The sequence below is a fragment of the Paenibacillus hubeiensis genome (genome assembly GCF_032334105.1).
Taxonomy (GTDB): Bacteria; Bacillota; Bacilli; order Paenibacillales; family Paenibacillaceae; genus Paenibacillus; species Paenibacillus hubeiensis.
Genome location: NZ_JAVYAE020000004.1, coordinates 63,045 through 86,422, shown reverse-complemented (window position 1 = coordinate 86,422; position 23,378 = coordinate 63,045). Strand labels below are relative to the sequence as shown.

Here is a 23,378-nt window from a genome sequence, read left to right as displayed (position 1 = left end):
TCGATCGAAAAAAAGGTTCCCGACCCGAAAGGTCAACAAGGGAGCCTTTTTTTGTACGAACAACCTGAAAGCCAGAGAATATTCAAACATTTGCTTGAAAGCCGGGTCTTATGTTTCATTTATGACGCATTAAGGGTAAAGCCGCCTGAATATGGGCAGTTATTCGCTTTGCCGCCGATGAGGTACGGTGATAAACTTCATAAATGTTCATATTAATTTGAACGAGATAAAAGGAGGAGAAACATGGATGTTCTCAGGCAGCTGCAAACCTTTTTTTGGGAGAAGCGAAAGTATCTGTTTTTATCGATCTTATGCCTCGCCATAGCGACCGCACTCGGCCTTGTCTATCCGAACTTGCTGAGAATTCTGATCGACGATGTGATCGTTCCGCGCAATTTTGAAGACGTTCCCATACTTGCCTTGGCGGTGTTAGGTGTCGTTATCCTGAAGGCGGGAATGCAGTTTTTACACGGGTTTTTCGGCGGAAGGCTGGGTAACTACTTGGCATACCGTTTGCGCAATGCTTGTTACGAAAAGCTTCAGTTTTTATCCTTCCGTTATTATGACACAGCCAAAACGGGAGACTTGATGTCCCGCCTTACCGGAGACCTGGAAGCGATCCGCAACTTCATCGGATTTGGTTTCGCACAGATTCTCAACATGTTCCTGATGGTCATTTTCGGGGCCATCATGATGATGACCATGAGCTGGCAGCTTACTTTGCTGACATTGATCTGCATTCCGCTGCTCGCTTATGTCGCACTGCGATTCGAATCCCGGATACACCCTGCGTTCCAGGAAATGCGCCTGGCCCTTAGCTCGCTGACGACCGCAGTGCAGGAGAACATTACAGGCGTGCGCACCGTCAAATCGTTCGCCCGGGAACCTTATGAAGTCGACAAGTTTTCGACGCGGAATGAGCGCTACAAAACGAACCAGATTCATGCTGCAACCTTGTGGAGCCGGTATTTCCCGATCATGGAAATTTTGGCCTCGCTAAGCGTGGTGCTGCTGCTGATTATCGGGGGACGCATGGTTATACAGCAAACGCTTACCCTGGGTCAACTGGTTGCCTTTTTCAGTTTGATTTGGTACATAATCGGTCCAATGTGGGGTCTCGGCTTCCATATCAACAACTATACGCAATCCAAAGCTTCCGGCGAACGCGTGCTGGAGCTGCTGAATACACCCGTGGATGTCCGGGAATCGGAAGATCCCGTCATTCTGAAGAATGATCAGGTCCGCGGGCATGTTACGTTCGACGCCGTCACGTTTGCGTACGGCAACAAAATGCCAGCGGTAAACAATATTAATTTTGATGCGCCTCCAGGCACGGTCATCGGTTTCCTCGGTGGAACGGGTTCGGGTAAATCGACCATCATCCAGCTCTTAATGCGTGCCTACAACGTCAGTTCGGGGACGATTAAACTCGATGGCATCAACATCAACGATATCGGCATTCGCAGTTTGCGCAGCCAGATTGCTTCCGTATTCCAAGAGACGTTCCTGTTCTCCTCCAGCATTCGTAACAATATTTCCTACGGACTGAAGGACGTCACGATGGAAGAGATCGAGCGTGCGGCCAAATTGGCGAAGGCGCATGATTTCATTATGGAATTCCCGGAAGGCTACGACACGGTCGTTGGTGAACGGGGCATGGGACTTTCAGGAGGGCAGAAACAGCGGATTGCGATCGCACGGGCACTGCTCAAAAATCCGAAAATTCTGGTGCTCGACGATGCAACCAGCGCGGTGGATATGGAAACCGAGCATGAAATTCAGTCCGGCTTCCAGGAAGTCATGCGTGGCAGAACGACGTTCATTATTGCGCACCGGATCTCCTCCTTGCGCCATGCCGATGAAATTCTGGTCCTTGATGAAGGCCGGGTGGTCCAACGAGGAACGCATCAGCAATTGATTCAACAACCTGGTCCGTACCAGGACGTGTATCATATCCAATATGCAGATTATATCGCCCGCGGCAAGCGTGAGGCTGGGGAGCAGGTGAATTCATGAGTTCCGAAACGGCGGCAGTCAGGCGCGAGACGAAAGGGGTCTCCGACAAAAAACTGAATGAACGTTTTGTTTATCAGGACGATGAAGTAATAGAAAAGCCATTTAATTGGAAGGAATTCGGGCGGTTGTTTGGTTACATGAAGCCTTACGCCAGACAGCTGCTGCCTCTCATCTTGTTGATGATGATTTTAGGGACGGTTACGAAGTTGTCGGTTCCGTTCCTGACGAGTCTGGCCATCGATAAGGCGATTGCACCCGCTTCAGGTGCGCCGAGCATGAATCTCCTCTATTTGATCGGGGGAGCCATCCTCGTATTGTATATCATTCAGTGGGCGGCCAATACCTATCGCATCAAATGGACGAATATTATCGGTCAGCGCGTCATCTATGACCTTCGTTCGGATTTGTTCAAACATATCCAGAAGCTTTCATTCAACTTTTTCGACAAAAGACCGGCAGGATCGGTGTTGGTACGGGTAACGAATGACATCAACTCCTTGCAGGACCTGTTTACGAACGGTGCGGTCAACGTCATGATTGACTGCGTGCAGCTTCTCGGCATCATCGTGATCCTGTTGTTCATTAACTGGAAACTGGGTCTGGCAGTCATCATTACCGTACCGATCATGTTCATCATTTCTACGAAGCTTCGCGTCCTGATTCGACGGGCATGGCAGGATGTTCGCATGAAGAACTCCCGCATTAACTCCCACTTGAACGAGTCCATTCAAGGGATTCGTGTCACTCAGGCGTATACGCAGGAAAAAGAGAACATGAAATATTTCGACAACATGAACTTGTCGAGCAAAAAATCCTGGGACAAAGCGTCCGCGATGAACCAGGGGTTTGGGCCGCTGATCGAGATTACGGGCGGTTTCGGAACATTGATCCTGTTCTGGTTCGGTGCCTATCTCATTCAACATGGCCACCTGACCGTCGGTTTGCTTGTTGCCTTTGCCAACTATGTCGGCAACTTCTGGGACCCGATCAACCGGCTCGGCCAAATGTATAACCAACTGCTCGTCGCCATGGCTTCATCGGAGCGTATCTTCGAATTTATGGACGAACAGCCAAGCATCGCGGATAAACCGGGAGCCAAACCGCTTCCTTCCATCAAAGGGGACATCGTGTTTGATAACGTCGTCTTTGAATACGAGAAAGGTCGCCAGGCACTGAAAGGCATCAGCTTCAAAGCCGAGGCCGGCCAGTCGATTGCCCTTGTCGGGCATACCGGTTCGGGAAAAAGCACGATCATCAACCTGATCAGCCGTTTCTATGATATTACGAGCGGTCGCCTGACCATTGACGGGCATGATGTGCGGGACATTACGGTGGAGAGCTTGCGAAGCCAGATCGGCATCGTGCTGCAGGATACGTTCATTTTCTCCGGGACGATCCGGGACAATATCCGTTTCGGCCGGCTGGATGCCACGGATGAAGAGATCGAGCAGGCTGCAAAAGCCGTTAACGCCCATGAATTCATCATGAAATTGCCTGGCGGCTACGATACGGAAGTCGAAGAACGCGGGAACGTGTTGTCCATGGGGCAGCGACAGCTTCTGTCCTTTGCCCGCGCATTGCTCGCCGATCCTCGCATTCTGATTCTGGATGAGGCGACGGCCAGCATCGATACGGAAACGGAATTGAAAATCCAGGATGCTTTGAAGCTTCTGTTGAAAGGAAGAACGTCGTTCATGGTTGCCCACAGGCTCTCTACGATCCGCAACGCCGATAACATCATCGTGCTTGATCACGGCGAGATCAAGGAAGAAGGAAATCATGAACAATTGATCCAGAAACAAGGGATTTACAGCGGGTTAATCGAAGCCCAATACAGATTTTTGTAAAAAATGATCGAATAAACACAAAAAATCTTGTAAAATTCACAAGAAAAATAGGGAGCACTCTTGCAATCTTTCACCAAAACCCCGAAAATAGAGAGAAAGATATAGAAGATTTCTCTTTGGGAGGATTGGAGAAGAACATGTGGGGTGCTCCTTTTACGGCTCAAGCCAAAAAGATGCTGCTTTTGGGCAGTGGTGAATTGGGGAAAGAGGTCGTTATCGAGGCCCAGAGACTCGGTGTGGAAACGATCGCGGTAGATCGCTACGAGAATGCACCCGCGATGCAGGTTGCTCACCGGTCCTATTGCATCAATATGTTGGATGCCGATGAACTGAAACGAATCATTCGCAAGGAACAGCCTCACTATATTGTGCCGGAGATTGAAGCTATTGCGACGGAAGCTTTGCTCGAACTGGAGGAAGAAGGATTTTGCGTCGTTCCGACAGCAAGAGCTGCCCGTTTGACGATGGATCGCGAAGGCATTCGCCGTCTTGCGGCAGAACAGCTCGGATTGCCGACAGCTGCATATCGTTTTGCCGACAGTCTGGACGAGCTTCACGAAGCGGTTCGCGAGTTGGGAACGCCGTGCGTGATCAAACCGCTGATGAGCTCTTCAGGCAAAGGCCAGAGCGTTTGCCATACGCTGGACGACGTGCAGGATTGCTGGAACATTGCCCTATCGGGGGCACGCGGCAAATCCGTACGCGTCATTGTGGAGAGCTTTGTTAAGTTTGACAGCGAGATTACATTGCTGACGGTAAGGTCCGTCTCGGGTACGGTTTTCTGCCCGCCCATCGGACATATTCAGAAGGATGGGGATTATGTCGAATCTTGGCAGCCTCATGCGATGACAGCCGAGCAGTGGGAACAGGCTTGCCACATTGCCAAAACGGTGACCGATGAGCTTGGCGGTTACGGTTTGTTCGGCGTCGAACTGTTCCTTACGGCCGAAGGCGTCGTGTTCAGCGAGGTATCTCCTCGTCCGCACGATACGGGCATGGTTACGATGGTCACGCAGGACAACTCCGAGTTTGCGCTCCATGTTCGCGCGATTCTTGGGTTTCCGGTGACAGATGTACACCTGCTTACACCTGGAGCCTCGGCTACATTGAAGGCTAATGATGAAACCGCCGATTTTGCAATCAAAGGTATGGAAGAAGCACTCGCTTTGCCGCGCACGCAAATCCGCGTGTTTGGCAAACCTGAGACCAAAGTAGGGCGCCGAATGGCAGTAGCACTGAGTGCAGCCCAGGATGTGCAAGAAGCTCGAAAAACAGCGGTACAAGCCGCAAATATGCTGAAAGTGGAGGTAAATCATGTCCAATAATGTAGAGGCTCCTGTACTGACGATCCGGGAATGTGAACTTCGCGATGCTGAAGCGGTAACGGGACTGATGAGAGAGGTCTGCTATCCGACAACGGCCAATGTCATGAGAGAGCGTATTCAGGGTTTGGAAAACAATCCGAACGCGTGCATGCTTGTTGCCGAAGTGGATGAACAAATTATTGGGATGATCGGCTTGCAGTGCGTGCAAAGCCATGCTTATCCGGAACCGGCTGCCCAGATTACTTCCTTGATCGTAGGCCAGAAGCATCGTGGTGGCGGAATTGGCCGCCGTCTGATGTCGCATGCCGAGGATTGGGGCAGGAAACAAGGCGGCAAACAGCTATTTGTGACTGGCGCCAATCGCGATGTGGCTTCTTCTGCGTACAGCTTCTACGAGCATATCGGTTTTCAGAAGAGAGGCTACCGTTTCAGTAAGGTTCTTTTATAGCATGAATAGGGCATCCGACAAACCATTGCTGTTGTCTGGATGCCTTCTTTTTTAATATAAAAATGACAAAAAAGTTACTTTTCCATTTTTTAATAGGTTCACAACACCAGTGACAGTTGTTATACTGCAAGAGTGTTAATTACATTTTTGTAACAATTAATTTCAAGGAGATGAATCAATTTGAAGAAAAACTGGTTGAAAACTGTTGCTGCTGGAAGTCTGACAGCTGCACTGGCGGTGGGAATTATGCTGCCGGCCTCTGCTGCTGCTGCAAATCCAACCACATATACTACTTCTACGGTCACTTATAAAATTACGGATGCGGCAAGCTTGAAAGCTGTCCTGGAACAATGGAAGAAACAAATCGAAGAACAGCTCAATCAAGGAACGACAGCTCAAAAACCGGCGGATCAAACAACGGAAACAACAAAGCCGGCTAAACCAGCTAATCCAACACCTACGAAACCTTCCGATAACGGAAGTACATCAAATAACGGCAGCAACAATGGAAGCACTGCAGGCAACACAGGCAACAATAACAGCAACAGCGGAAGCGAAACGTCCCAATCCGACTTTGCTGCGCAAGTGGTCAAGCTGGTGAATGCAGAGCGTGCCAAAGCTGGTCTTAGTGCTCTGACTTCGGATGCATTGTTGAACAAAGTCGCTGTAGCCAAAGTGAAAGACATGAGCGACAACAACTACTTCGATCACCAATCGCCGACATATGGTTCGCCATTCGACATGATGAAACAATTCGGAGTAACGTATAAAGCCGCTGGCGAAAACATCGCAAAAGGCCAAAAAACGCCTCAGGAAGTCGTGACTGCATGGATGAACAGTGACGGTCACCGCAAAAACATTTTGAGCGCCAGCTTCACGCACATCGGCGTGGGATACTACAATGGATACTGGGCACAGGAATTCATCGGCAAATAATAAAGACATCGGACTCATTCCGTAGTTACAAAAGGGGTATGTCCGTACAGCGAGGTCTGTGCGGGCATAGCCTTTTTTCGCTGTTAGAGCAAAAGGATACAGCGTGCGTCAAAATTTGCAAAATTGGCACAGAACATTTATGTTAATTAGACGAAGCATCATCTGAATGTAAAGCCATTTTTCAAATTTTAAGTACCTGGAGTACATGAGCGGAGATGTGATGAATGAAAAGAAGAACGGTGGACTCATCGCCTTGGATTTGGCGGATCATCAGCACGGTGTCCGTTTTGGCTACGCTGCTGTTATTATTCGGATTTGTTTACGCGATCAAGGATGTCATGTTTCCCCAAGGGGACGCCGGAACAGCCTCCGGGCAAACCTCTGGAAAACCGTCCCCAAGCGAAGCCGCACCGGTTCAAGACGGGAAAATTCGCATGGCCGTCATCGGCGATTCGCTTGCACGAGGGACGGGAGATGACGAAGGTCTTGGCTTTATCCGCCGAACCGCAAACCTGCTGCAACAGCAGGGTCATGACGTGCAGGTGCTGAACAATCTTGGCGTTAACGGGCTGAGAACCGATGCTTTGCTGAAAAAGTTGGATGAGCAGGGCGTGCGGTACGTGCTGCAGCAAGCGAATTTTATATTGTTGTCGATTGGCGCAAATGATCTGTTTCAAGGCGGTCAAGTGCTTCAGGGACAAGATCCGCCAACCCCGGAAAAACTGGCAGAGGTTCTTCCGGAAACCTCCAAACGTTTGCAGGACATTTTAAAAAAAGTAAAAGAAATTAATCCGCAGGCCCAGATTTCCTATGTCGGATTGTATAATCCGTTTGGTGACGTGAAGGAACTCAAGGTTCCGGGGAATACGGTCGTTGCGGCATGGAATGACGCTGCGCTGGAGATTTTGAACCAGGAAGACCGCATGTCGCTGGTGCCGACCTTCGACATTTTCCAGAACCATTTGGGCGAATATCTTTCTTCGGATCATTTCCACCCGAACGGGGACGGTTACCAGGCCATCGCGGTCCGCATTGCACAGGAGTACCAGAACGTCAATGAAACGCAAGGGGGTGCAAAGTGATGCCTGAGCAGCAAAGCGTACCGGTGCTCTCCGTTCAGCATATCAAGAAAAAAATCGGACGCAAATGGATTATCAAAGATGTTACGTTCGATGTGCAGCCTGGGGAAATTTTCGGTTTTTTGGGTCCGAACGGGGCGGGTAAAACGACAACCATCCGTATGCTCGTTGATCTGATCAAACCGACGGAAGGCAAAATTATGGTGTGCGGTTATGACGTGAACCGGGATCCCGAACGGGCACTGCAGTTTGTAGGTTCTATCGTTGAAAATCCCGAAGTGTATACATATTTGACAGGGTGGGAGAACCTGGAGCATTTTGCTCGGATGCAGCCCGGCGTAGATCATAAGCGAATACAGGAAGTTGTCGATATCGTTCGCCTGGACCAGCGGATTCATGATAAAGTAAGAACCTATTCGCTCGGCATGCGCCAGCGCCTGGGCATTGCCCAGGCTTTGCTGGGAAGACCGCGTCTGCTCATTCTCGATGAACCGACCAACGGGCTGGATCCCAAGGGCATAAAGGAGCTTCGCGCATTCATCAAGCAGCTTGCCGGCGAAGGTATGGCCGTGTTCGTCAGCAGCCATCTGTTAAGCGAAATACAATTGCTGTGCGACCGGGTGGCCATCATCAGTTCCGGAAAAGTGCTTGCCGTCGGAGGCGTGAATGAACTGATCGAGGACCATTCCCGCATGGCCATCTGGCATCTGTCCCCGCTGGAAGCCGGGAAAAACATGCTGTTGGAAGCCGGGATTACGCTGGTTGACCGGCCGGCCGAAGTGATGGACGACACCATTATTGCCGGTTTGGGACCAAATGCCGTCGTCGCCGAAATGGATGAAGATCAAATCCCCGCATTGGTCGACCGGATGGTCCGGGAAGGGATCCGGGTCGAGGGCGTTCAGCGGATTCAGCCGACCCTGGAGCAATTATTCCTTAAAATGACGGAAGGTGAATCCATTGAGTAACATCATGCCGCTTATTCGCAACGAAACGATCAAAATGGTGAAGAAAAAACGCCTTTATATCATTTTCATCGTGCTTGCGGTCCTGGTGCCCATGTTTACGTATGCCCAGATGAAATCTGCGGAAAATAACCGCGACAAATTCGGCGGCGATTGGCGTCTGGAGCTTCAGCAAGCCATTACGGACAATCAAAACTCGCTCGGCAGCGATCGCGTGCCGGAAGAATACAAAAAATATCGCACGGTGTATATTCAACAGATGCAGTATTATCTGGAAAACGACGTGAATCCCAAAGAGCCGAACGGCGTAACGTTTACGCGGGAGTTCATGAACAATGCGGTAGGTTTGTTCATTCCGCTGCTCATCATGGCGATCGCTTCGGATCTGGTGTCGGGAGAACGCACGACGGGAACGATTAAAATGCTGCTGACCCGTCCCGTCAAACGATGGAAAGTGCTTCTGAGCAAACTGGTAACGCTGCTCATGTTCGTTTCCATCATCGTTGTGTCTGCATACGTGATATGTTATGCCATTTCGGGCGTGGTCTTCGGATATAAAGGCTTTGGCATGCCGATTTTCACCGGTTTCAAAATTGTCGGCACCGATGTGGACATGTCGGGCGTGCATGCGGTGGAGCAATGGCTGTACTTGCTGATGCAGGCAGGACTGATCTGGTTCGTGAGCGTGATCGTTGCCGTTCTTGCCTTCATGGTGTCGGTGCTTGTTCGCAGTACGGCGGCAAGCATCGTGATCATGATGGCGGCGCTGATCGCGGGAACGATTCTGACCAGCATGGCCGCATCGTGGAATTCCGCCAAATATTTGTTTATGGTTAATTTGCAATTGCCTGATTATTTGTCCGGCGGGCTGCCTCCGATCGAAGGAATGAATTTGGGTTTTTCCCTTATTGTGTTAAGCGTTTGGGGCATAGCGTCATTGGTTGTGTCATTCCTTGTCTTTACGAAACGGGATATCTTGAATTAAAATGGACAAGGATAAGAAAACATCTGTTTGCATTTTTCGCTTTTTTTAGTTGCAAGTTAAGAAGGGGGAGCATGAATGGTCGAGCAAATCGATATGTCGGCAGGTTCGACAGGCGGGGGGCAAGGAACCTCGGGCTACGACGCGGACGACATTCAAGTACTTGAAGGGCTGGTCGCGGTCCGGAAACGGCCGGGTATGTACATCGGCAGCACCAGCAATTCGGGACTTCATCATTTGGTATGGGAAATCGTGGACAATGCCGTCGACGAACATCTCGCCAAATTCTGCTCCAAAATCGATATCACGCTGCATAAGGACGGGTCTGTCACGGTTCAGGATAACGGAAGAGGAATTCCGACGGGTATACATAAGACAGGAATTCCCACTCCCCAGGTCGTGTTTACGATTTTGCACGCAGGAGGAAAATTCGGTGGGGCAGGATATAAGAAATCCGGGGGGCTGCACGGCGTTGGCGCATCGGTTACGAACGCGTTGTCCGAATGGCTGGAAGTCGAAATTTACCGGGATGGCAAGATCCATCGGCAGCGGTTCGAATATTGGCAGGACAAAAAAGGAATCGAGCACGTCGGCGAACCTGTAACCGGGCTTGAAGTGCTTGGCAACACCAATCGCACGGGCACCAAAGTGACGTTCAAACCGGATGTCCGGGTGTTCCAGAACGGCATTCAGCTGAATTACGATACGCTTGCCGAACGTCTGCAGGAAATCGCATTCCTCAACTCCGGTTTGAAAATCGTGCTGAAGGACGAACGCTCGGGCAATCAGGATGAATACATGTATGAAGGCGGAGCGAGCCAATTCGTGGCGTTTTTGAACGAAAACAAAGACGTGCTGCATGATGTCATTCACTTTTATGCGGAAAAGGATGACATCGAAGTCGAAGTAGCCATTCAATATAACGCAGGTTATACGGAAACGCTTGCTTCCTTCGTGAACTCCATCCCGACCAGGGGCGGCGGTACTCATGAGACCGGATTCAAGACGGCGTATACCCGTGTCATGAACGAGTATGCGAGACGTACGAGCATGATCAAGGAAAAAGACAAAAATCTGGATGGCAACGATCTGCGCGAAGGCATGATGGCCGTCATCAGCGTGAAGATGTCCGAGGTCGAATTCGTCGGACAGACCAAGGACCAGCTCGGCAGCGCTTCGGCGAGAAGTGCCGTGGATTCGGTCGTCGCCGAAAACATGCAGCGTTTCCTGGAGGAAAATCCCCAGGTCGCGCAAACGCTGATCCGCAAGGCCGTATTGGCATCCAAGGCGCGGGAGGCTGCCCGCAAGGCCCGCGACGAGATGCGCAGCGGCAAAAAGCGGAGCGAAAGTTCCAATCTGAACGGCAAATTGACGCCGGCGCAATCCAAAGATTTTTCGCGCAACGAGCTGTTTATCGTGGAAGGCGATTCTGCCGGCGGATCGGCCAAGCAGGGCCGCGACTCCAAAATTCAGGCGATCCTTCCGCTGAAGGGCAAACCGCTTAATCCGGAGAAGGCAAAGCTGGCGGATATATTGAAAAACGAGGAGTACCGTGCCATCACTTCGGCGATCGGCGCCGGCATCGGTACCGAATTTGCGGTGGAGGACAGCAATTATTCCAAAATCATCATCATGACCGATGCGGACACGGACGGTGCGCATATTCAGGTTTTGCTGCTGACCTTTTTCTATCGCTACATGAAACCGCTCATTGACGAAGGCAAAGTATTTATCGCCCAGCCTCCACTTTACAAGCTCACCAGCAAGTCCGGCAAAATGTCGACCGTGCGTTACGCATGGACGGATGAGCAGTTGGCGAACTACATGAAGGAGCTTGGCAAAAATGTGGAGCTTCAACGGTATAAGGGACTTGGAGAGATGAATCCGGAGCAGCTGTGGGAGACAACGATGAATCCGGAAACGCGGTCCTTGCTTAAAGTGGAGATCGTGGATGCGGCAAAGGCCGAACGTCGTGTTTCCACCCTCATGGGTGACAAGGTTGATCCGCGCAAGCGTTGGATTGTCGAAAATGTCGACTTTACAGAGTACGAAGAATAGAAGGTGTCTGGAATGAGTCTATCAGAGCAGTTTTTGCCGGCCTTTCTGGAAGAGGTCGTAGGTGACCGTTTCGGTCGCTATTCCAAATATATTATCCAGGATCGCGCCATCCCGGATGTGCGCGATGGTCTGAAGCCGGTTCAGCGGCGGATTTTGTACGCCATGTACGATTCGGGCAACACACCGGACAAACCCTATCGCAAATCGGCGAAAACGGTCGGGGACGTGATGGGGAATTACCATCCCCATGGAGACTCTTCGATCTATGAGGGTATGGTACGGATGGCGCAGCCTTGGAAAATGGGCCATGTATTGGTGGACGGCCACGGCAACTGGGGCTCCCAGGATGATGACCCGGCAGCGGCGATGCGTTATACGGAAGCCCGGTTGTCGCCGATTGCAATGGAAATGCTGCGCGATATCGAGAAACGGACGGTGCTGTTCAAGGACAATTTCGATAATACGGCCAAAGAACCGGTTGTACTGCCATCCCGATATCCCAATTTGCTCGTGAATGGCGTCAGCGGCATTTCCTCCGGTTTTGCGACGGAAATTCCGACCCATAATTTAAGGGAAGTTATCGATGCTTGCCTGGCTGTTATGGAGAAGCCATCGATTGGACTGGAAGAAATCATGATGTTCCTGAAAGGACCGGATTTCCCGACAGGCGGATTGATTATGGGCGGCGAAGGCATTATGGACGCGTACCGCACGGGTCGGGGCCGCATTTATATCCGCTCCAAAACCGATATCGAAAACATGCGCGGCGGCAAACAGCAGATCGTTATTACGGAAATTCCGTATCAAGTGGTCAAATCGCGTCTCGTGACCTCGATGGAGAACATTCGGCTTGAGAAAAAAGTCGAAGGCATCGCCGAGGTCCGGGACGAAAGCGGGCGTGAAGGTCTACGCATCGTCGTCGAGTTGAAGAAGGATGCCGATGCACAGGGCATACTGGCCTATTTGCTGAAAAAGACGGATCTTCAGGTGACGTACAATTTCAACATGGTTGCCATCGTCAACAAGGCGCCGCAGCAGCTCGGGCTAAAAGCGATGCTGGAAGCTTACATTGCGCATCAGCGGGAAGTGGTCACGTACCGCACCCGATTTGAACTGGAGAAAGCCGAAGATCGCGCCCACGTGCTGGAAGGGCTCGTCAAAGCGCTTAACATTTTGGACGAGGTCATTGCGGCCATTAAAGCATCCAAAAACCGCCAAGACGCGCAAAACAACCTCATGTGGATGTTTGGTTTTACGGAACGGCAGGCCGACTCGATTCTCACCCTGCAGCTCTATCGCCTGACCAACCTGGAGATCACCTCACTGGAGAAGGAGCTCGCCGATCTGATGAAAAAAATCGCGCAGCTTCGTGGCATTCTGGAGAGTGACCGCAAGCTGATCGGCGTCATTCGCAAGGAACTGCTGGAGATTCGCGAGAAATACGGCATCGACCGCCGCTCCGCCATTCAGGGCGAAGTCGAAGAACTGAAGGTAAACCTTGAAGTTCTGGTGAATGCAGAGGATGTATTTGTGTCATTGTCCAAAGAAGGGTACATCAAACGCACGGGAATGCAATCTTTCACTCGCTCTGGCGGGGAACGCAGCGGAAGCGGCGTGAAGGAGGGCGATTATATCGCCCAACTGCTTGAAGTGAATACGCTGGACAATTTGCTTGTGTTTACGCAAAAAGGCCAATACTTCCTGCTGCCTGTGCACCAGGTTCCCGAATTCAAGTGGAAGGACCCGGGTACGGCGATCGTGAACGTGATCCCCCTTGGGAAAGATGATCGAATCACCAACGTGCTGCAGATCAAATCGTTTGATGAGCCGAATCACAGCCTTGTATTTGTCACGCGCAAGGGACAGGTGAAACGTACCGAACTGAAAGAGTACGTGACGAAACGTTCCGGAGCCGTAGCTGCTTGCAAAGTGGGCAAAGACGATGAAGTTCTCTCGGTGCATCTGAGCACGGGAGATAAGGACATCTTGTTGATTACCAAGGAAGCGATGGCTATTCGTTTCCGCGAGGACGAAGTGAACGCCATGGGACGGGTGTCCGGCGGGGTAAGAGGCATTCAGCTCAAGGATACGGATGAAGTGGTTACCGCTCTTTGGGTGGAAGGAGAGGAAGGCGAAATCGCGATATTGTCCGATCTGGGATACGGCAAACGCTCCTTGCTTCTCGATTACGCTCTTCAGAGCCGTGGCGGCAAAGGCGTGGCTACCTTCGAATTCAAGGAAGGCAAGCGGGTCAAACCGAACGGCAGCCGCATCGCCGGGGCTTTCTACTGCCGTGAAGAACGCAAAGTGAACGTAATGACCAAAGAGGGCCAGGTATTCACGCTGTCCTCCGAGAGCATGCCGATCCAAGAGCGGAAGCATATCGGCAAACTGCTCGTACATGTAGACAAAAAGGATGAGGTCGTGGAGCTTCTGAAGGACTTGGATGAAACCAATTCGCATGACGTTCCGTCTTGACCCTTTCCTTGCAAAGACGTTTCGCCTTGCAAAAGCGCAGCAGCTTTTGTCGGGCGGATCGTCTTTTTTTGTTGTTCGGACACGGATTAAAAGAGAGACTTCATGCGAAGTTTAACAACCTTCGTCGATTGTGGTCGATCGCTGGGAAATTGAAAAAATGCAGCAGGAATGCGGCTTTGAAGCGCGAAAACCTTAAGCAGATGAAGTGATTACCTGACCGCAGAGAGGAGCGATACCAACATGTATTATTCCGATTTCACCAAATGCTGGTCGAGGCTGACCAAGGATTACAAACTTCACATGGACCAGGAGCTGGCCCCTTCCTTAACGGAAGCACAATTGACTGCACTCGAGGTACTTGATGATCATGGGCGCATGAAACCATCCGACCTGATTCCATTTTTGGCGACGACCCCTGCAGCGGTTACGATGCTGCTTGACCGAATGGAAAAGAACGGATTGATCCATAGGGAGCGCGACGATCAGGATCGCAGAATCGTTTGGGTGTCCCTGTCCGAAAAAGGCAGGATCGAAACACAGCGCGGGCTCGCCATCCGCAATGAATTCATGAACTCTGTGCTCAGCAACATTTCGATGCATAATCAGCAGCTGCTGGTATATTTGCTGGGAAAAATGACTGCCCCCAAAAATAAGGAGCATGCCTTATCCACTTCATAAAATGATGGTCTTTGGGTAACCATAGGAAAACCTGCTCGTTTGAGGCAGGCTGCCTATGGTTATTTTTTTTGATAAGGCGGGTTTACAAGGATTTAGCCAATCTCCAAAAAATCGAAAAAAACCAATATGTAAAGAGTTGACTATGTAAAAAAAGATGCTTATAATAAATAATTGTTCCCCTGATATTTCGTGTGCGAAATATTATATTCCAAAAGTAAAAGGGTGAAACAATTGTCAGATACACAGGACACATATGAAGTTTTCTACATCATCAATTCGTTTCGACAGGTTAATCAAATGCTGTTTCGAGAATTCTGGAATGAAAACAAAGAAATTGAATTGACCTCGATCCAATTCATGGTGTTATCCATTTTGAAGGAGCGCCCTTCGATCGGCAACAACGACGTGGCCGAATTGTGCCATGTCGGCAGCAGTTCGATGAGCGCCGTCGTAGAACGTTTGGTCAAAGGCGGATACATCGTTCGCACCCGTTCCGACTCCGACCGCCGCTCCGTTGTGCTGCAGATGACGGACAAAGGGGAACGCGCACAAAAGGAAACGCATCGGCTGTGGATGGAAAGAGTGTCTCCGATTTTGGACATTCCCAAAGAAGATCTGGACCACCTGCTTCGGATTCATAATCTGATGATTGAAAAGCTACAAGGAAGAGAGATGAACAACGAATGAGTACAACAACTGCAGCTGCTCCATCATCAGCGATGGACAGCATCAAGAAGGGACCGATTGTTGCCGCGCTATTGATCGGAGCATTCGTGGCCTTTTTGAACCAAACATTGATGAACGTGGCTCTTCCGAAGATCATGGAAGACCTGGCGATTGGAGCCAACACGGCCCAATGGCTGACAACGGGCTACATGCTCGTCAATGGTGTTTTGATTCCGGTAACCGCATATTTGATTGCGAAATTTTCCACGCGCCAAATTTTTATTACCGCCATGTTATTATTTACTATCGGTACGCTGATCTGCGGAATTAGTCCCAACTTTGCCATTCTGATGGTTGGACGGGTTATTCAGGCAGGCGGCGCGGGTATTCTGATGCCGCTGATGACGGTTGTATTTTTGACCATCTTCCCGATCGAGAAACGCGGTCAGGCCATGGGTACGATGGGGATCGCGATGATCTTGGCTCCGGCCATTGGACCAACATTGTCGGGTTATATCGTCGAGCACTATTCCTGGAGATTGCTGTTTTATATCATCTTGCCATTCTCCATTATTGCAACAGCGATTGGTATCGCTTTTGTCAAAAACGTAACGCGCCAATCCAAACCGAAACTGGACTATCCGGGCGTTATTTTGTCCACAGTGGGATTTGGCAGCTTGCTCTACGGATTCAGTGACGCAGGTACAGACGGATGGGGCAGTACGGTCGTTATCACTTGCCTTGTTGTGGGCGCCGTCGCTCTGGTCCTGTTCGTCATTCGCCAGCTGATGACTGATCATCCGCTGCTTGAGTTCCGCATTTTCAAATACAATATGTACACATTGACCACGATCATCAACATGCTGGTGACGATGGCGATGTTCGCGGGTATGATCCTGCTTCCGATCTTCCTGCAAAATATTCGCCAGTTCACGCCGATCGAATCCGGCTTGCTGATGATGCCGGGTGCCATTTTGATGGGGATTATGTCCCCGATTACCGGACGGATCTTCGATAAAGTGGGTGCGCGCTGGTTGTCCGTTGCCGGACTCGCCGTAACGGCGGTCACAACCTGGGGTCTGAGCAGACTTGCGATCGACACATCTTACGGATACATGATGTTTATTTACACAGCGCGTATGTTCGGGATGTCCATGCTGATGATGCCGATTCAGACAGCCGGTCTGAACCAGCTTCCGCAGCGCCTGAACGCGCACGGTACGGCGATGTCGAATACGCTCCGGACGGTTGCCGGTGCAATCGGTACGGCCATTCTCGTTACGATTATGAGCAGCAAACTCAAATCCCATCTGGCTGATACGATGGCAGCGAACCATATTTCGCCGACGGATCAGGCAGCCATGTTGAATGCGACGGCAGACGCTACGATTTATGGCGTTAACTATGCCTTTACGGTAGCTACGTGGATGACGGTAGCGGCAATGCTGCTGGCTTTCTTCATCCGCAAAACCAAACCAGCCGTAGAGAACGAAGCAAGTACGGAACCGAAAAAATCCAGTGCAACAGCGTAATACAACCCTGTCCTGCAGGAACGTGGATTCAGGGATGAGGATCATCCCATAAAATAAAAAAATCCCTTCCGGGTTAGTCGAATTGGCTAGCCGGAGGGGATTTTTATTTGGGGCAGCGTACATGTTGCGCGCGCGATTATTCTTCATCGAGGGGAGGTTCCAGCAGGAAGTCGGGACCCGGATCATGGCCGAAGCGTTGAAGATCAATCGTGCCATCCAGTTGAAACTCTATGCCCTCGCTGATGAGCTCCGTTTCCTGCATCATACGGGAGTGCTCATCAGGGATGGAGATGGCGCCTTTGGCGTTTACGACGCGATGCCAAGGCAATCGCTCTTTACGGCTCATGGAGTGGAGAATGCGTACCACTTGTCTGGCGGCTCGCGGGCTTCCCGCAAGAGCGGCAATCTGTCCGTAAGTCATGACTTTGCCCTCGGGAATGGCGGCGATCATGGCGACGACTTGTTTGGTGAACGGTGTCACGAAAATCAGCTCCTTGAAGTTAGGTGATGGAGAAAGAGGGTATCGGAAAATGCTTTCGGCGATGCATCGTTCGAACAACCGGAACTTCGGTTGGAACATAGATAAGGAAAAAACCGTGCAAACCGGATATCGATCCGGATCTGCACGGTTGGAAAGTCTATTTGCCGAAGGTTTTCTCATAGAGATCGAGGGACCACTCGGACCATGGATACTCCCGTGGCGGCAGTGATCGGAGCACGACCTCTTCCTTCGTGACCGGATGTGGAAACGCAGCAATGGAAGACCAGAGCGCGATCTGTTGTCCGGGTTTGTTCAGGTGTGCGCCGTATTTCTGGTCGCCATAGAGCGGGCAGCCGACAGCCATCATCTGAACCCGGATTTGGTGTGATCTGCCTGTGTGCAGCTCGATATGAACGAGACTGTGTTTCTCCGTTTGACCGACGACCCAATAGTCGAGCACGGCATCTTTGCCGCCCGAAGTGCCTTTGGGCACAACCTTGACCGTATTGGTACGGGCATCTTTATAAAGCGTATGCTTCAGCGTGCCGTTCAGCGCGGGCAGTTTGCCGTGTACGACCGCAGCATAGATTTTGCGAAAATCACGCCCGCGCACCGTATCGGACAGGCGGGAAGCGGCTTTGGACGTTTTGGCGAAGATCATCGCGCCGCCAACCGGACGGTCCAGCCGATGGACCAGACCGAGATATACGTTGCCGGGTTTGTTGTAGCGTTCTTTCAAGTCCTGCTTGAGCAGTGTAAGCAAATCCGGGTCGCCCGATGCGTCTTCCTGCGTAGGCACGTTCACCGGCTTGCTGATGCCAAGCAAGTGATTGTCCTCAAAAAGCACAGGGATATCCGCACCGGACAAATGTTTGTGCGCGGACATGGATCAGGACTCCCAACGGCCAAGGATGCCGCAAGGCAGGTTCAGGCCGCTGCGCGTAATCGGAAGGCCGATTTCTCCGGCGTTGATCGTGCCTCCGTATTTGGCGGACATGGTCATCGTCAGCATGTTGCGCAGAACGGTTGGGGAAATGCCTGTCGTATAGGAATTAATGAGCATAAACAACGGGTTGTCCGAAATAATCTCCATGCAGGATTCGAGGAACGGATGCAGGTTCTGCTCCAGCTTCCAGGTTTCGCCGTTCGGGCCGCGCCCGTAGGACGGCGGATCCATGATGATCGCGTCGTAGCGGTTGCCGCGACGGATTTCGCGCTGCACGAATTTGAACACGTCATCGGTAATGAAGCGTACCGGGCGGTCGGCCAGGCCGGACAGCTGTACGTTTTCTTTGGCCCATTGCACCATGCCTTTGGCTGCATCGACGTGAACGACGGAAGCCCCGGCGTACGCGGCTGCGACGGTGGCGCCCCCTGTGTAGGCGAACAGGTTCAGCACAGAAATCGGGCGGTTCGCGCCTTTGATTTTATCCATCATCCAGCTCCAGTTGGCTGCCTGTTCAGGGAACAGCCCGGTGTGCTTGAAGCTGGTCGGTTTGATATGGAATTTGAGGTTTTCGTATCCGATCGTCCAGCGTTCGGGAATAGGCTTTTTCATATCCCAGCTGCCGCCGCCGGAAGAGCTGCGGTGATAGTGCCCGTGCACTTGACGCCACTCGTTCGTTTCTTGTTTTTTCGGCCAAATAATTTGCGGATCCGGTCTGCGCAGAATGATGTCGCCCCAACGCTCGAGCTTCTCGCCGTCTCCCGTATCAATTACTTCGTAATCCTTCCAATTCTGTGCTACGTACATTGTGGTTTATCCATCCTTCAAAAGTCATTTGGATACTATTGTACAACAAATGATCACCTGCACGCCAGCTAAGGCGCGGATGAATTGCTTGGCCACAAAGCGCGAGCAGAATTGAGAAGGGAACTAAAATAATATTTGACAATGATAATCATTATCATTTATTATTTTGATGATATCGTATCGTTGGATTGACATGACATGAACCTATAAAAGCGAGGGGACAATAGATGGCTAAGTTATTGGTTGCATATGCAAGCCTGACAGGAAATACGGAAGAGATTGCAGAGCTGGTCGTGGAGGGAATCGAGCAGGCAGGACACGAAGCGGTTCTCAAGTCCGTGACGGACTGCAACGCTGCCGACCTCATGGATTACGATGCATTTCTCATTGGAGTATATACCTGGGGAGACGGGGAAGTACCGGATGAATTTCTGGACTTTTACGAAGAACTGGATGAGCTTGACCTGAGCGGCAAGCGGGCGGCGGTGTTTGGCAGCGGAGATACGGCTTACGAGCAATTCTGCGGTGCCGTGGATGTGGTGGTGGATAAGCTGAAAGAGCGCGGGGCGGACGTGCATTCAGAAACGCTGAAGATCGAATACAGTCCGACGGAGCAGGAGAAGGTGACTTGCCGCGATTTCGGCAAAACGTTCGCTGCCGACGGATTAAGGGTGTCCTGATCATCATGTTGAAGCATAACATTCAAGCAGCTTCGGAACGTGAAACGACACGTCTTTCCGAACGTCTGCTTGAAGATTACAGGCTGGAAGAAATGCTGCGCAGCCCGCATCGGTTTCTCCGCCCGGAACCGAATGCCGACCAGCCTGTCACCCTGGAATGGAGGCACCGCGTGCAATACGCGGTCAGCCACGCAGTCAATGCGTTTTACAGCATGGAGCCGGGGATTCGCAAGGAAGTGCCCATCCAGTATTTGCTGGAAAAATGGTGGCCCAAAAAAACGACCGGTTTCGATTCCGTATTGCATTATTGGGACGTGAAAAACCGGATTACCGACGAGTTGTCCCTCGTGGCGGCCATGAACGAAGATCTGGATTATCCGTCCATCGTGTTCGAACAGTGGAAAACGGAAATACCGTCCATGTCCATGCATTTGTCCATGATTTTTCAGACGGTCTGGCAGCCTGCCGGTTGGGACTCGCTGCTGATCCAGAAATACATGGTCGTTTACGACCCCAATGTGGTTGAAGCATTCCAGCATATGGCTACCTTATTTTGCTGGGAAGCTTTCGGGCAGCTGCCGGGCATGATCGAAACGTATTGCCTGTTAGAGGGGCGCAAAATCCGCCATCTCCCCGGGCCGAGGTCGCTGCAGCGCTCGCAGGATTACATCCGGCTTGTCCGGGAAAGCATTCCCCGAGCGAAGGAGTCGTGCCTGGATTCGGATCGGTTTACACCTCGGGATAAGGCGCGCATTCATGACGAAACGGACCGCTGGAAATGCGAAGGCGAGCCCAAGAAAAATTGGGTGATGTAACGTCACTTATAGTGGCGGAATGCTGACAGAAGCGTGCATGGATACGCCGATTCGAATGGACAGAGAACAAGGGAGGAGCGAAGAAATGTCGGCAGGTATGAGGCAAGATATGGGGCATGGCAAAAAGCGCACAGGCGGCTGCGAGTTCAGTCCGCTGCCTGTTCCGAAATCCGTAATCGCACGGTTGCTTGATCAAGCAGATCCTTCATTATACGTTATGACGCCGGAGCCCTGGCGGTTTATGCTGTTCTCCGGAGAAGGGCGCCAGCTCTACCTGGAGGCGGTTCGTCAGAGTTATCCCCCTCATCTGGCGGATCGTTACGGGGATTGGGCCGCGTATCAATACACCGAAGCCATTCCCGCGCATCTTGTCGTCGTGGCACCGTTTAACGCCCGGGAAGATGATCCGCTGCAGGCCAAAGCATGGAGCAGAAGGTTCAGCCAGCTTGCGGCGGAGCAGGGGCTGCAGGCAGTCTGGAAAACAAATGACTACCAGCAGCATCCCGTGTTTATGAATCTGATGGGTTTAACGAGCGCGGAACGGGTATTGGGCGTGTTCCACATCGGCTATGGGGACCGGCCTTCTTTCGGTGATCTGAGCGTGGGCAGACCGGCCTCGGAGCTAATGACCGTCTACGACCATCGGATGTAGTGTCCGCCGAATGGCCTAACGTTTAGCGGTTTGTATCCGTGATGAAATCAAGCACTTGTTTGCGGAAGCGATCATCGCCGGAATAAGCCGAAACCAGTCGGCCCGACGCTGTAATCGTGTTGCCGAAGAAGAAACGTTCGAACTGCTTTTGTCTCCCGCCGAATGATCCGGCGCCGAGTTCCCATATGAGACGAAATAAAGCGGTCCGTTCAAATGATGCCAAATCGCTGCCTTTCAGGTACGTTTCCAGGTGTGCCGCCGCAGCCGAGCGGAAGTCTTCTTCTTGCGGGATCATGATCATGCCGCTCGAACCGACGAGCTGCAAAATTTCGATGATGTCGGGATACAGTTTGGGATAGATGAGGTTTGCGGCCATTAGCGGTTTGGGGGCAGGCAAAATAAATCCGCGTCCGTCAGGAATGGCACCTTCCTCAGCCGCAACGGATAATGCTTTCAACGTTTCCAGGCCTGCCATCACGCGGGCTGTTTTTTCGATAACATGTGATTCGGAGCCCAAATCGAGCGTATCGGTCAACAATTGGATCGTTCCGAGCAGAAACTCGGTTTTGGCAATATACCGGCACAGCACTTGATGACCGGCATGAATGTGGAAATGGCTTTCCCGGAACAGGAGGGGGGACAGTTCCTCTTCTCCGGCGAAAAAAATTCGGTCATTGGGCACCAGCACATGATCGAAGATCACCAAATTGTCCATTTCCTCGTATTTGGAGCTGAGCGGGTAATTGAAATCCGACTCCGCCGCGTAACTATCCCGGCATACCATTGTAATTCCCGGCAAGTCATTGGGCACCGCGAAGGCAAAAACAAACGGGTTCTCGTCTTCGAATGGTGCAGGCGAAGGAGAAGGATACACAAGGATTTCGTCCGAGGTGGCGCCTTGGGTCGCCATCAGAAACGCGCCGCTGACGATCAGACCCTCATGGGTGCGTTCCACGATTTTGGCGGCGATCGATTCTTCCGTGGAATCCAACTGACCCGAAATTTTGCTCGCATGCGGCTGGATGAAGGCATGGGAGAGGGTGATATCATTGTCCCGGCAGTAGGCGTAGTAATTTTTCAAATTTTCGGCATATTGCGGCGATGCTTCGTTAAGTACTTCTGCGGCAGTATAGAAGGCCATAATCGCTGTATTCATGTAATCCGGAGATCTCCCCAGAAAACCATGGTGGATGCCTGACCAGATGTTCATCGCTTTTCGGCGTCTGCGCAAATCGTTGACATCGGTGGGCGGAAGAAAAGACATGCCTACAGGGCTCCCGTCCGATGGGGAAGCATAGGTCATCACGTCGGCCCATTGCGGGTCATGCTGCAAGTCATACATTTTCGCTTGCGTGCGCATCAATCCGGAGAACGCGAAATGTTCGGAGCGTTTACCGCTCAAAAGCTCTCCCTTGTACCAGCAAGGGACGGTTTGTTCGTCGATGCGGTTGATATACTGCTGGCCGTTTTTAGCGGGCATACACATTCACCTCTTGGATCGATTCGGTCATGGGCAGATTTCCTGCTGCCGTAGTTTACGTGGGGAGGCGCCCGAATGTGCATCCGTGAGCAAAACCGGGGAACATTTTAAAAATAAAGCTTGATAATAATTATCATTCTTGTTACAATACAAAAAGAAAAGGAACCGGCCAGGGTCCCTTTCCTTCAAGAGAGATGTTTATTTTACTTCAAATGTTTTGCAATCTGTTTCAGCAGAAGTGTTCGCCTCTTTGTTGCTGTGGCTTACAATGTAGATGGAAGAAGCGCTGCATTTGTTGTCTTGAGCCCAGTAACGGCAGGAGTTAACTTCACACAATACGTCTTTTGCCATGATTGTTGACCTCGCTTTATCGGAATTGTCATTCATGGTAAAACGCTCCAGACTTAGCAAGTTGCCGCTTGCGAATCTGATCATTTGCTCTAGCATGAGATGCAGGGCTTTTTTGCGTTTTACAAGAATGCAAATTAAGAATAACAAATATTGGGC

The 23,378-nt window shown here is 51.2% G+C and carries 21 protein-coding genes; 16 read left to right on the top strand and 5 right to left on the bottom strand.

Annotated features, from left to right (window positions below; translation table 11 throughout):
• Positions 1–243 precede the first annotated feature (243 nt).
• The 13 genes from RSX24_RS13655 to RSX24_RS13595 all read left to right on the top strand — a co-directional run bounded on the left by RSX24_RS13655 (position 244) and on the right by RSX24_RS13595 (position 17,010).
• A complete protein-coding gene (locus RSX24_RS13655) occupies positions 244–2,016 on the top strand; it encodes an ABC transporter ATP-binding protein (RefSeq protein ID WP_236411859.1) in 1,773 nt (590 codons plus the stop codon).
• The gene (locus RSX24_RS13650) at positions 2,013–3,863 is read left to right on the top strand and encodes an ABC transporter ATP-binding protein (RefSeq protein ID WP_236411861.1); all 1,851 of its coding nucleotides are present in this window, start codon (positions 2,013–2,015) and stop codon (positions 3,861–3,863) included. The genes RSX24_RS13655 and RSX24_RS13650 overlap by 4 nt, the downstream gene beginning before the upstream one ends.
• Positions 3,864–4,000: 137 nt before the next feature.
• A complete protein-coding gene (gene purT / locus RSX24_RS13645) occupies positions 4,001–5,188 on the top strand; it encodes a formate-dependent phosphoribosylglycinamide formyltransferase (protein WP_236412896.1) in 1,188 nt (395 codons plus the stop codon).
• On the top strand, positions 5,178–5,636 hold the full coding sequence (locus RSX24_RS13640) for a GNAT family N-acetyltransferase (RefSeq protein WP_236411862.1): 459 nt from the start codon (positions 5,178–5,180) through the stop codon (positions 5,634–5,636). The genes purT and RSX24_RS13640 overlap by 11 nt, the downstream gene beginning before the upstream one ends.
• Before the next feature lie 180 nt (positions 5,637–5,816).
• On the top strand, positions 5,817–6,572 hold the full coding sequence (locus RSX24_RS13635; protein ID WP_343260932.1) for a CAP domain-containing protein: 756 nt from the start codon (positions 5,817–5,819) through the stop codon (positions 6,570–6,572).
• Positions 6,573–6,796: 224 nt separating this feature from the next.
• Complete coding sequence (locus RSX24_RS13630; protein ID WP_339273160.1) at positions 6,797–7,654, top strand: GDSL-type esterase/lipase family protein; 858 nt, start codon at positions 6,797–6,799, stop codon at positions 7,652–7,654.
• Complete coding sequence (locus tag RSX24_RS13625) at positions 7,654–8,619, top strand: ABC transporter ATP-binding protein (RefSeq protein ID WP_343260931.1); 966 nt, start codon at positions 7,654–7,656, stop codon at positions 8,617–8,619. Before RSX24_RS13630 ends, RSX24_RS13625 begins: the two co-directional genes overlap by 1 nt.
• Positions 8,612–9,601 carry an ABC transporter permease gene (locus RSX24_RS13620; protein ID WP_339273157.1) on the top strand — a complete coding sequence of 330 codons (990 nt, stop codon included), beginning with the start codon at positions 8,612–8,614 and terminating at the stop codon, positions 9,599–9,601. Before RSX24_RS13625 ends, RSX24_RS13620 begins: the two co-directional genes overlap by 8 nt.
• 75 nt (positions 9,602–9,676) lie before the next feature.
• The gene (parE, locus tag RSX24_RS13615) at positions 9,677–11,656 is read left to right on the top strand and encodes a DNA topoisomerase IV subunit B (RefSeq protein ID WP_236411883.1); all 1,980 of its coding nucleotides are present in this window, start codon (positions 9,677–9,679) and stop codon (positions 11,654–11,656) included.
• 12 nt (positions 11,657–11,668) lie between these two features.
• Positions 11,669–14,134 carry a DNA gyrase subunit A gene (gene gyrA / locus RSX24_RS13610; RefSeq protein ID WP_343260930.1) on the top strand — a complete coding sequence of 822 codons (2,466 nt, stop codon included), beginning with the start codon at positions 11,669–11,671 and terminating at the stop codon, positions 14,132–14,134.
• A 240-nt stretch (positions 14,135–14,374) separates the two neighbouring features.
• Positions 14,375–14,812: a MarR family winged helix-turn-helix transcriptional regulator gene (locus tag RSX24_RS13605; protein ID WP_236411887.1), complete on the top strand. Its 438-nt coding sequence runs from the start codon at positions 14,375–14,377 to the stop codon at positions 14,810–14,812.
• 231 nt (positions 14,813–15,043) lie between these two features.
• Positions 15,044–15,499 (top strand): MarR family winged helix-turn-helix transcriptional regulator, encoded by a 456-nt coding sequence (locus RSX24_RS13600; RefSeq protein ID WP_236411889.1) that lies wholly within the window; start codon positions 15,044–15,046, stop codon positions 15,497–15,499.
• Positions 15,496–17,010: a DHA2 family efflux MFS transporter permease subunit gene (locus RSX24_RS13595; RefSeq protein ID WP_236411891.1), complete on the top strand. Its 1,515-nt coding sequence runs from the start codon at positions 15,496–15,498 to the stop codon at positions 17,008–17,010. Before RSX24_RS13600 ends, RSX24_RS13595 begins: the two co-directional genes overlap by 4 nt.
• A 136-nt stretch (positions 17,011–17,146) precedes the next feature.
• On the opposite strand, the gene RSX24_RS13590 is transcribed toward RSX24_RS13595, so the two are convergent.
• The 3 genes from RSX24_RS13590 to RSX24_RS13580 form a co-directional block, all read right to left on the bottom strand.
• The gene (locus tag RSX24_RS13590; RefSeq protein ID WP_236411893.1) at positions 17,147–17,491 is read right to left on the bottom strand and encodes an MGMT family protein; all 345 of its coding nucleotides are present in this window, start codon (positions 17,489–17,491) and stop codon (positions 17,147–17,149) included.
• 157 nt (positions 17,492–17,648) lie between these two features.
• Entirely contained in the window at positions 17,649–18,377 is a 729-nt protein-coding gene (locus RSX24_RS13585) for an RluA family pseudouridine synthase (RefSeq protein ID WP_339273146.1), read from the bottom strand.
• A 3-nt stretch (positions 18,378–18,380) separates the two neighbouring features.
• The gene (locus RSX24_RS13580; protein ID WP_236411899.1) at positions 18,381–19,244 is read right to left on the bottom strand and encodes a class I SAM-dependent methyltransferase; all 864 of its coding nucleotides are present in this window, start codon (positions 19,242–19,244) and stop codon (positions 18,381–18,383) included.
• 227 nt (positions 19,245–19,471) lie between these two features.
• Between RSX24_RS13580 and RSX24_RS13575 the strand changes: the two genes are divergently transcribed.
• The 3 genes from RSX24_RS13575 (at position 19,472) to RSX24_RS13565 (ending at position 21,391) form a co-directional block, all read left to right on the top strand.
• Positions 19,472–19,924, top strand: a complete 453-nt coding sequence (locus tag RSX24_RS13575) for a flavodoxin (RefSeq protein WP_339273143.1) — start codon at positions 19,472–19,474, stop codon at positions 19,922–19,924.
• A 5-nt stretch (positions 19,925–19,929) separates the two neighbouring features.
• The gene (locus RSX24_RS13570) at positions 19,930–20,739 is read left to right on the top strand and encodes a hypothetical protein (protein ID WP_343260929.1); all 810 of its coding nucleotides are present in this window, start codon (positions 19,930–19,932) and stop codon (positions 20,737–20,739) included.
• A gap of 85 nt (positions 20,740–20,824) precedes the next feature.
• Positions 20,825–21,391, top strand: a complete 567-nt coding sequence (locus RSX24_RS13565) for a nitroreductase family protein (RefSeq protein WP_236411905.1) — start codon at positions 20,825–20,827, stop codon at positions 21,389–21,391.
• A 22-nt stretch (positions 21,392–21,413) separates the two neighbouring features.
• Here RSX24_RS13565 and RSX24_RS13560 read toward each other — a convergent pair whose 3' ends face one another.
• Both RSX24_RS13560 and RSX24_RS13555 read right to left on the bottom strand, forming a co-directional pair.
• Complete coding sequence (locus RSX24_RS13560) at positions 21,414–22,871, bottom strand: 4-hydroxyphenylacetate 3-hydroxylase family protein (protein WP_343260928.1); 1,458 nt, start codon at positions 22,869–22,871, stop codon at positions 21,414–21,416.
• Positions 22,872–23,069: 198 nt separating this feature from the next.
• Positions 23,070–23,222, bottom strand: coding sequence for a DUF1540 domain-containing protein (locus RSX24_RS13555; RefSeq protein WP_236412898.1), 153 nt, complete (start codon positions 23,220–23,222; stop codon positions 23,070–23,072).
• Between the last annotated feature and the right edge of the window lie 156 nt (positions 23,223–23,378).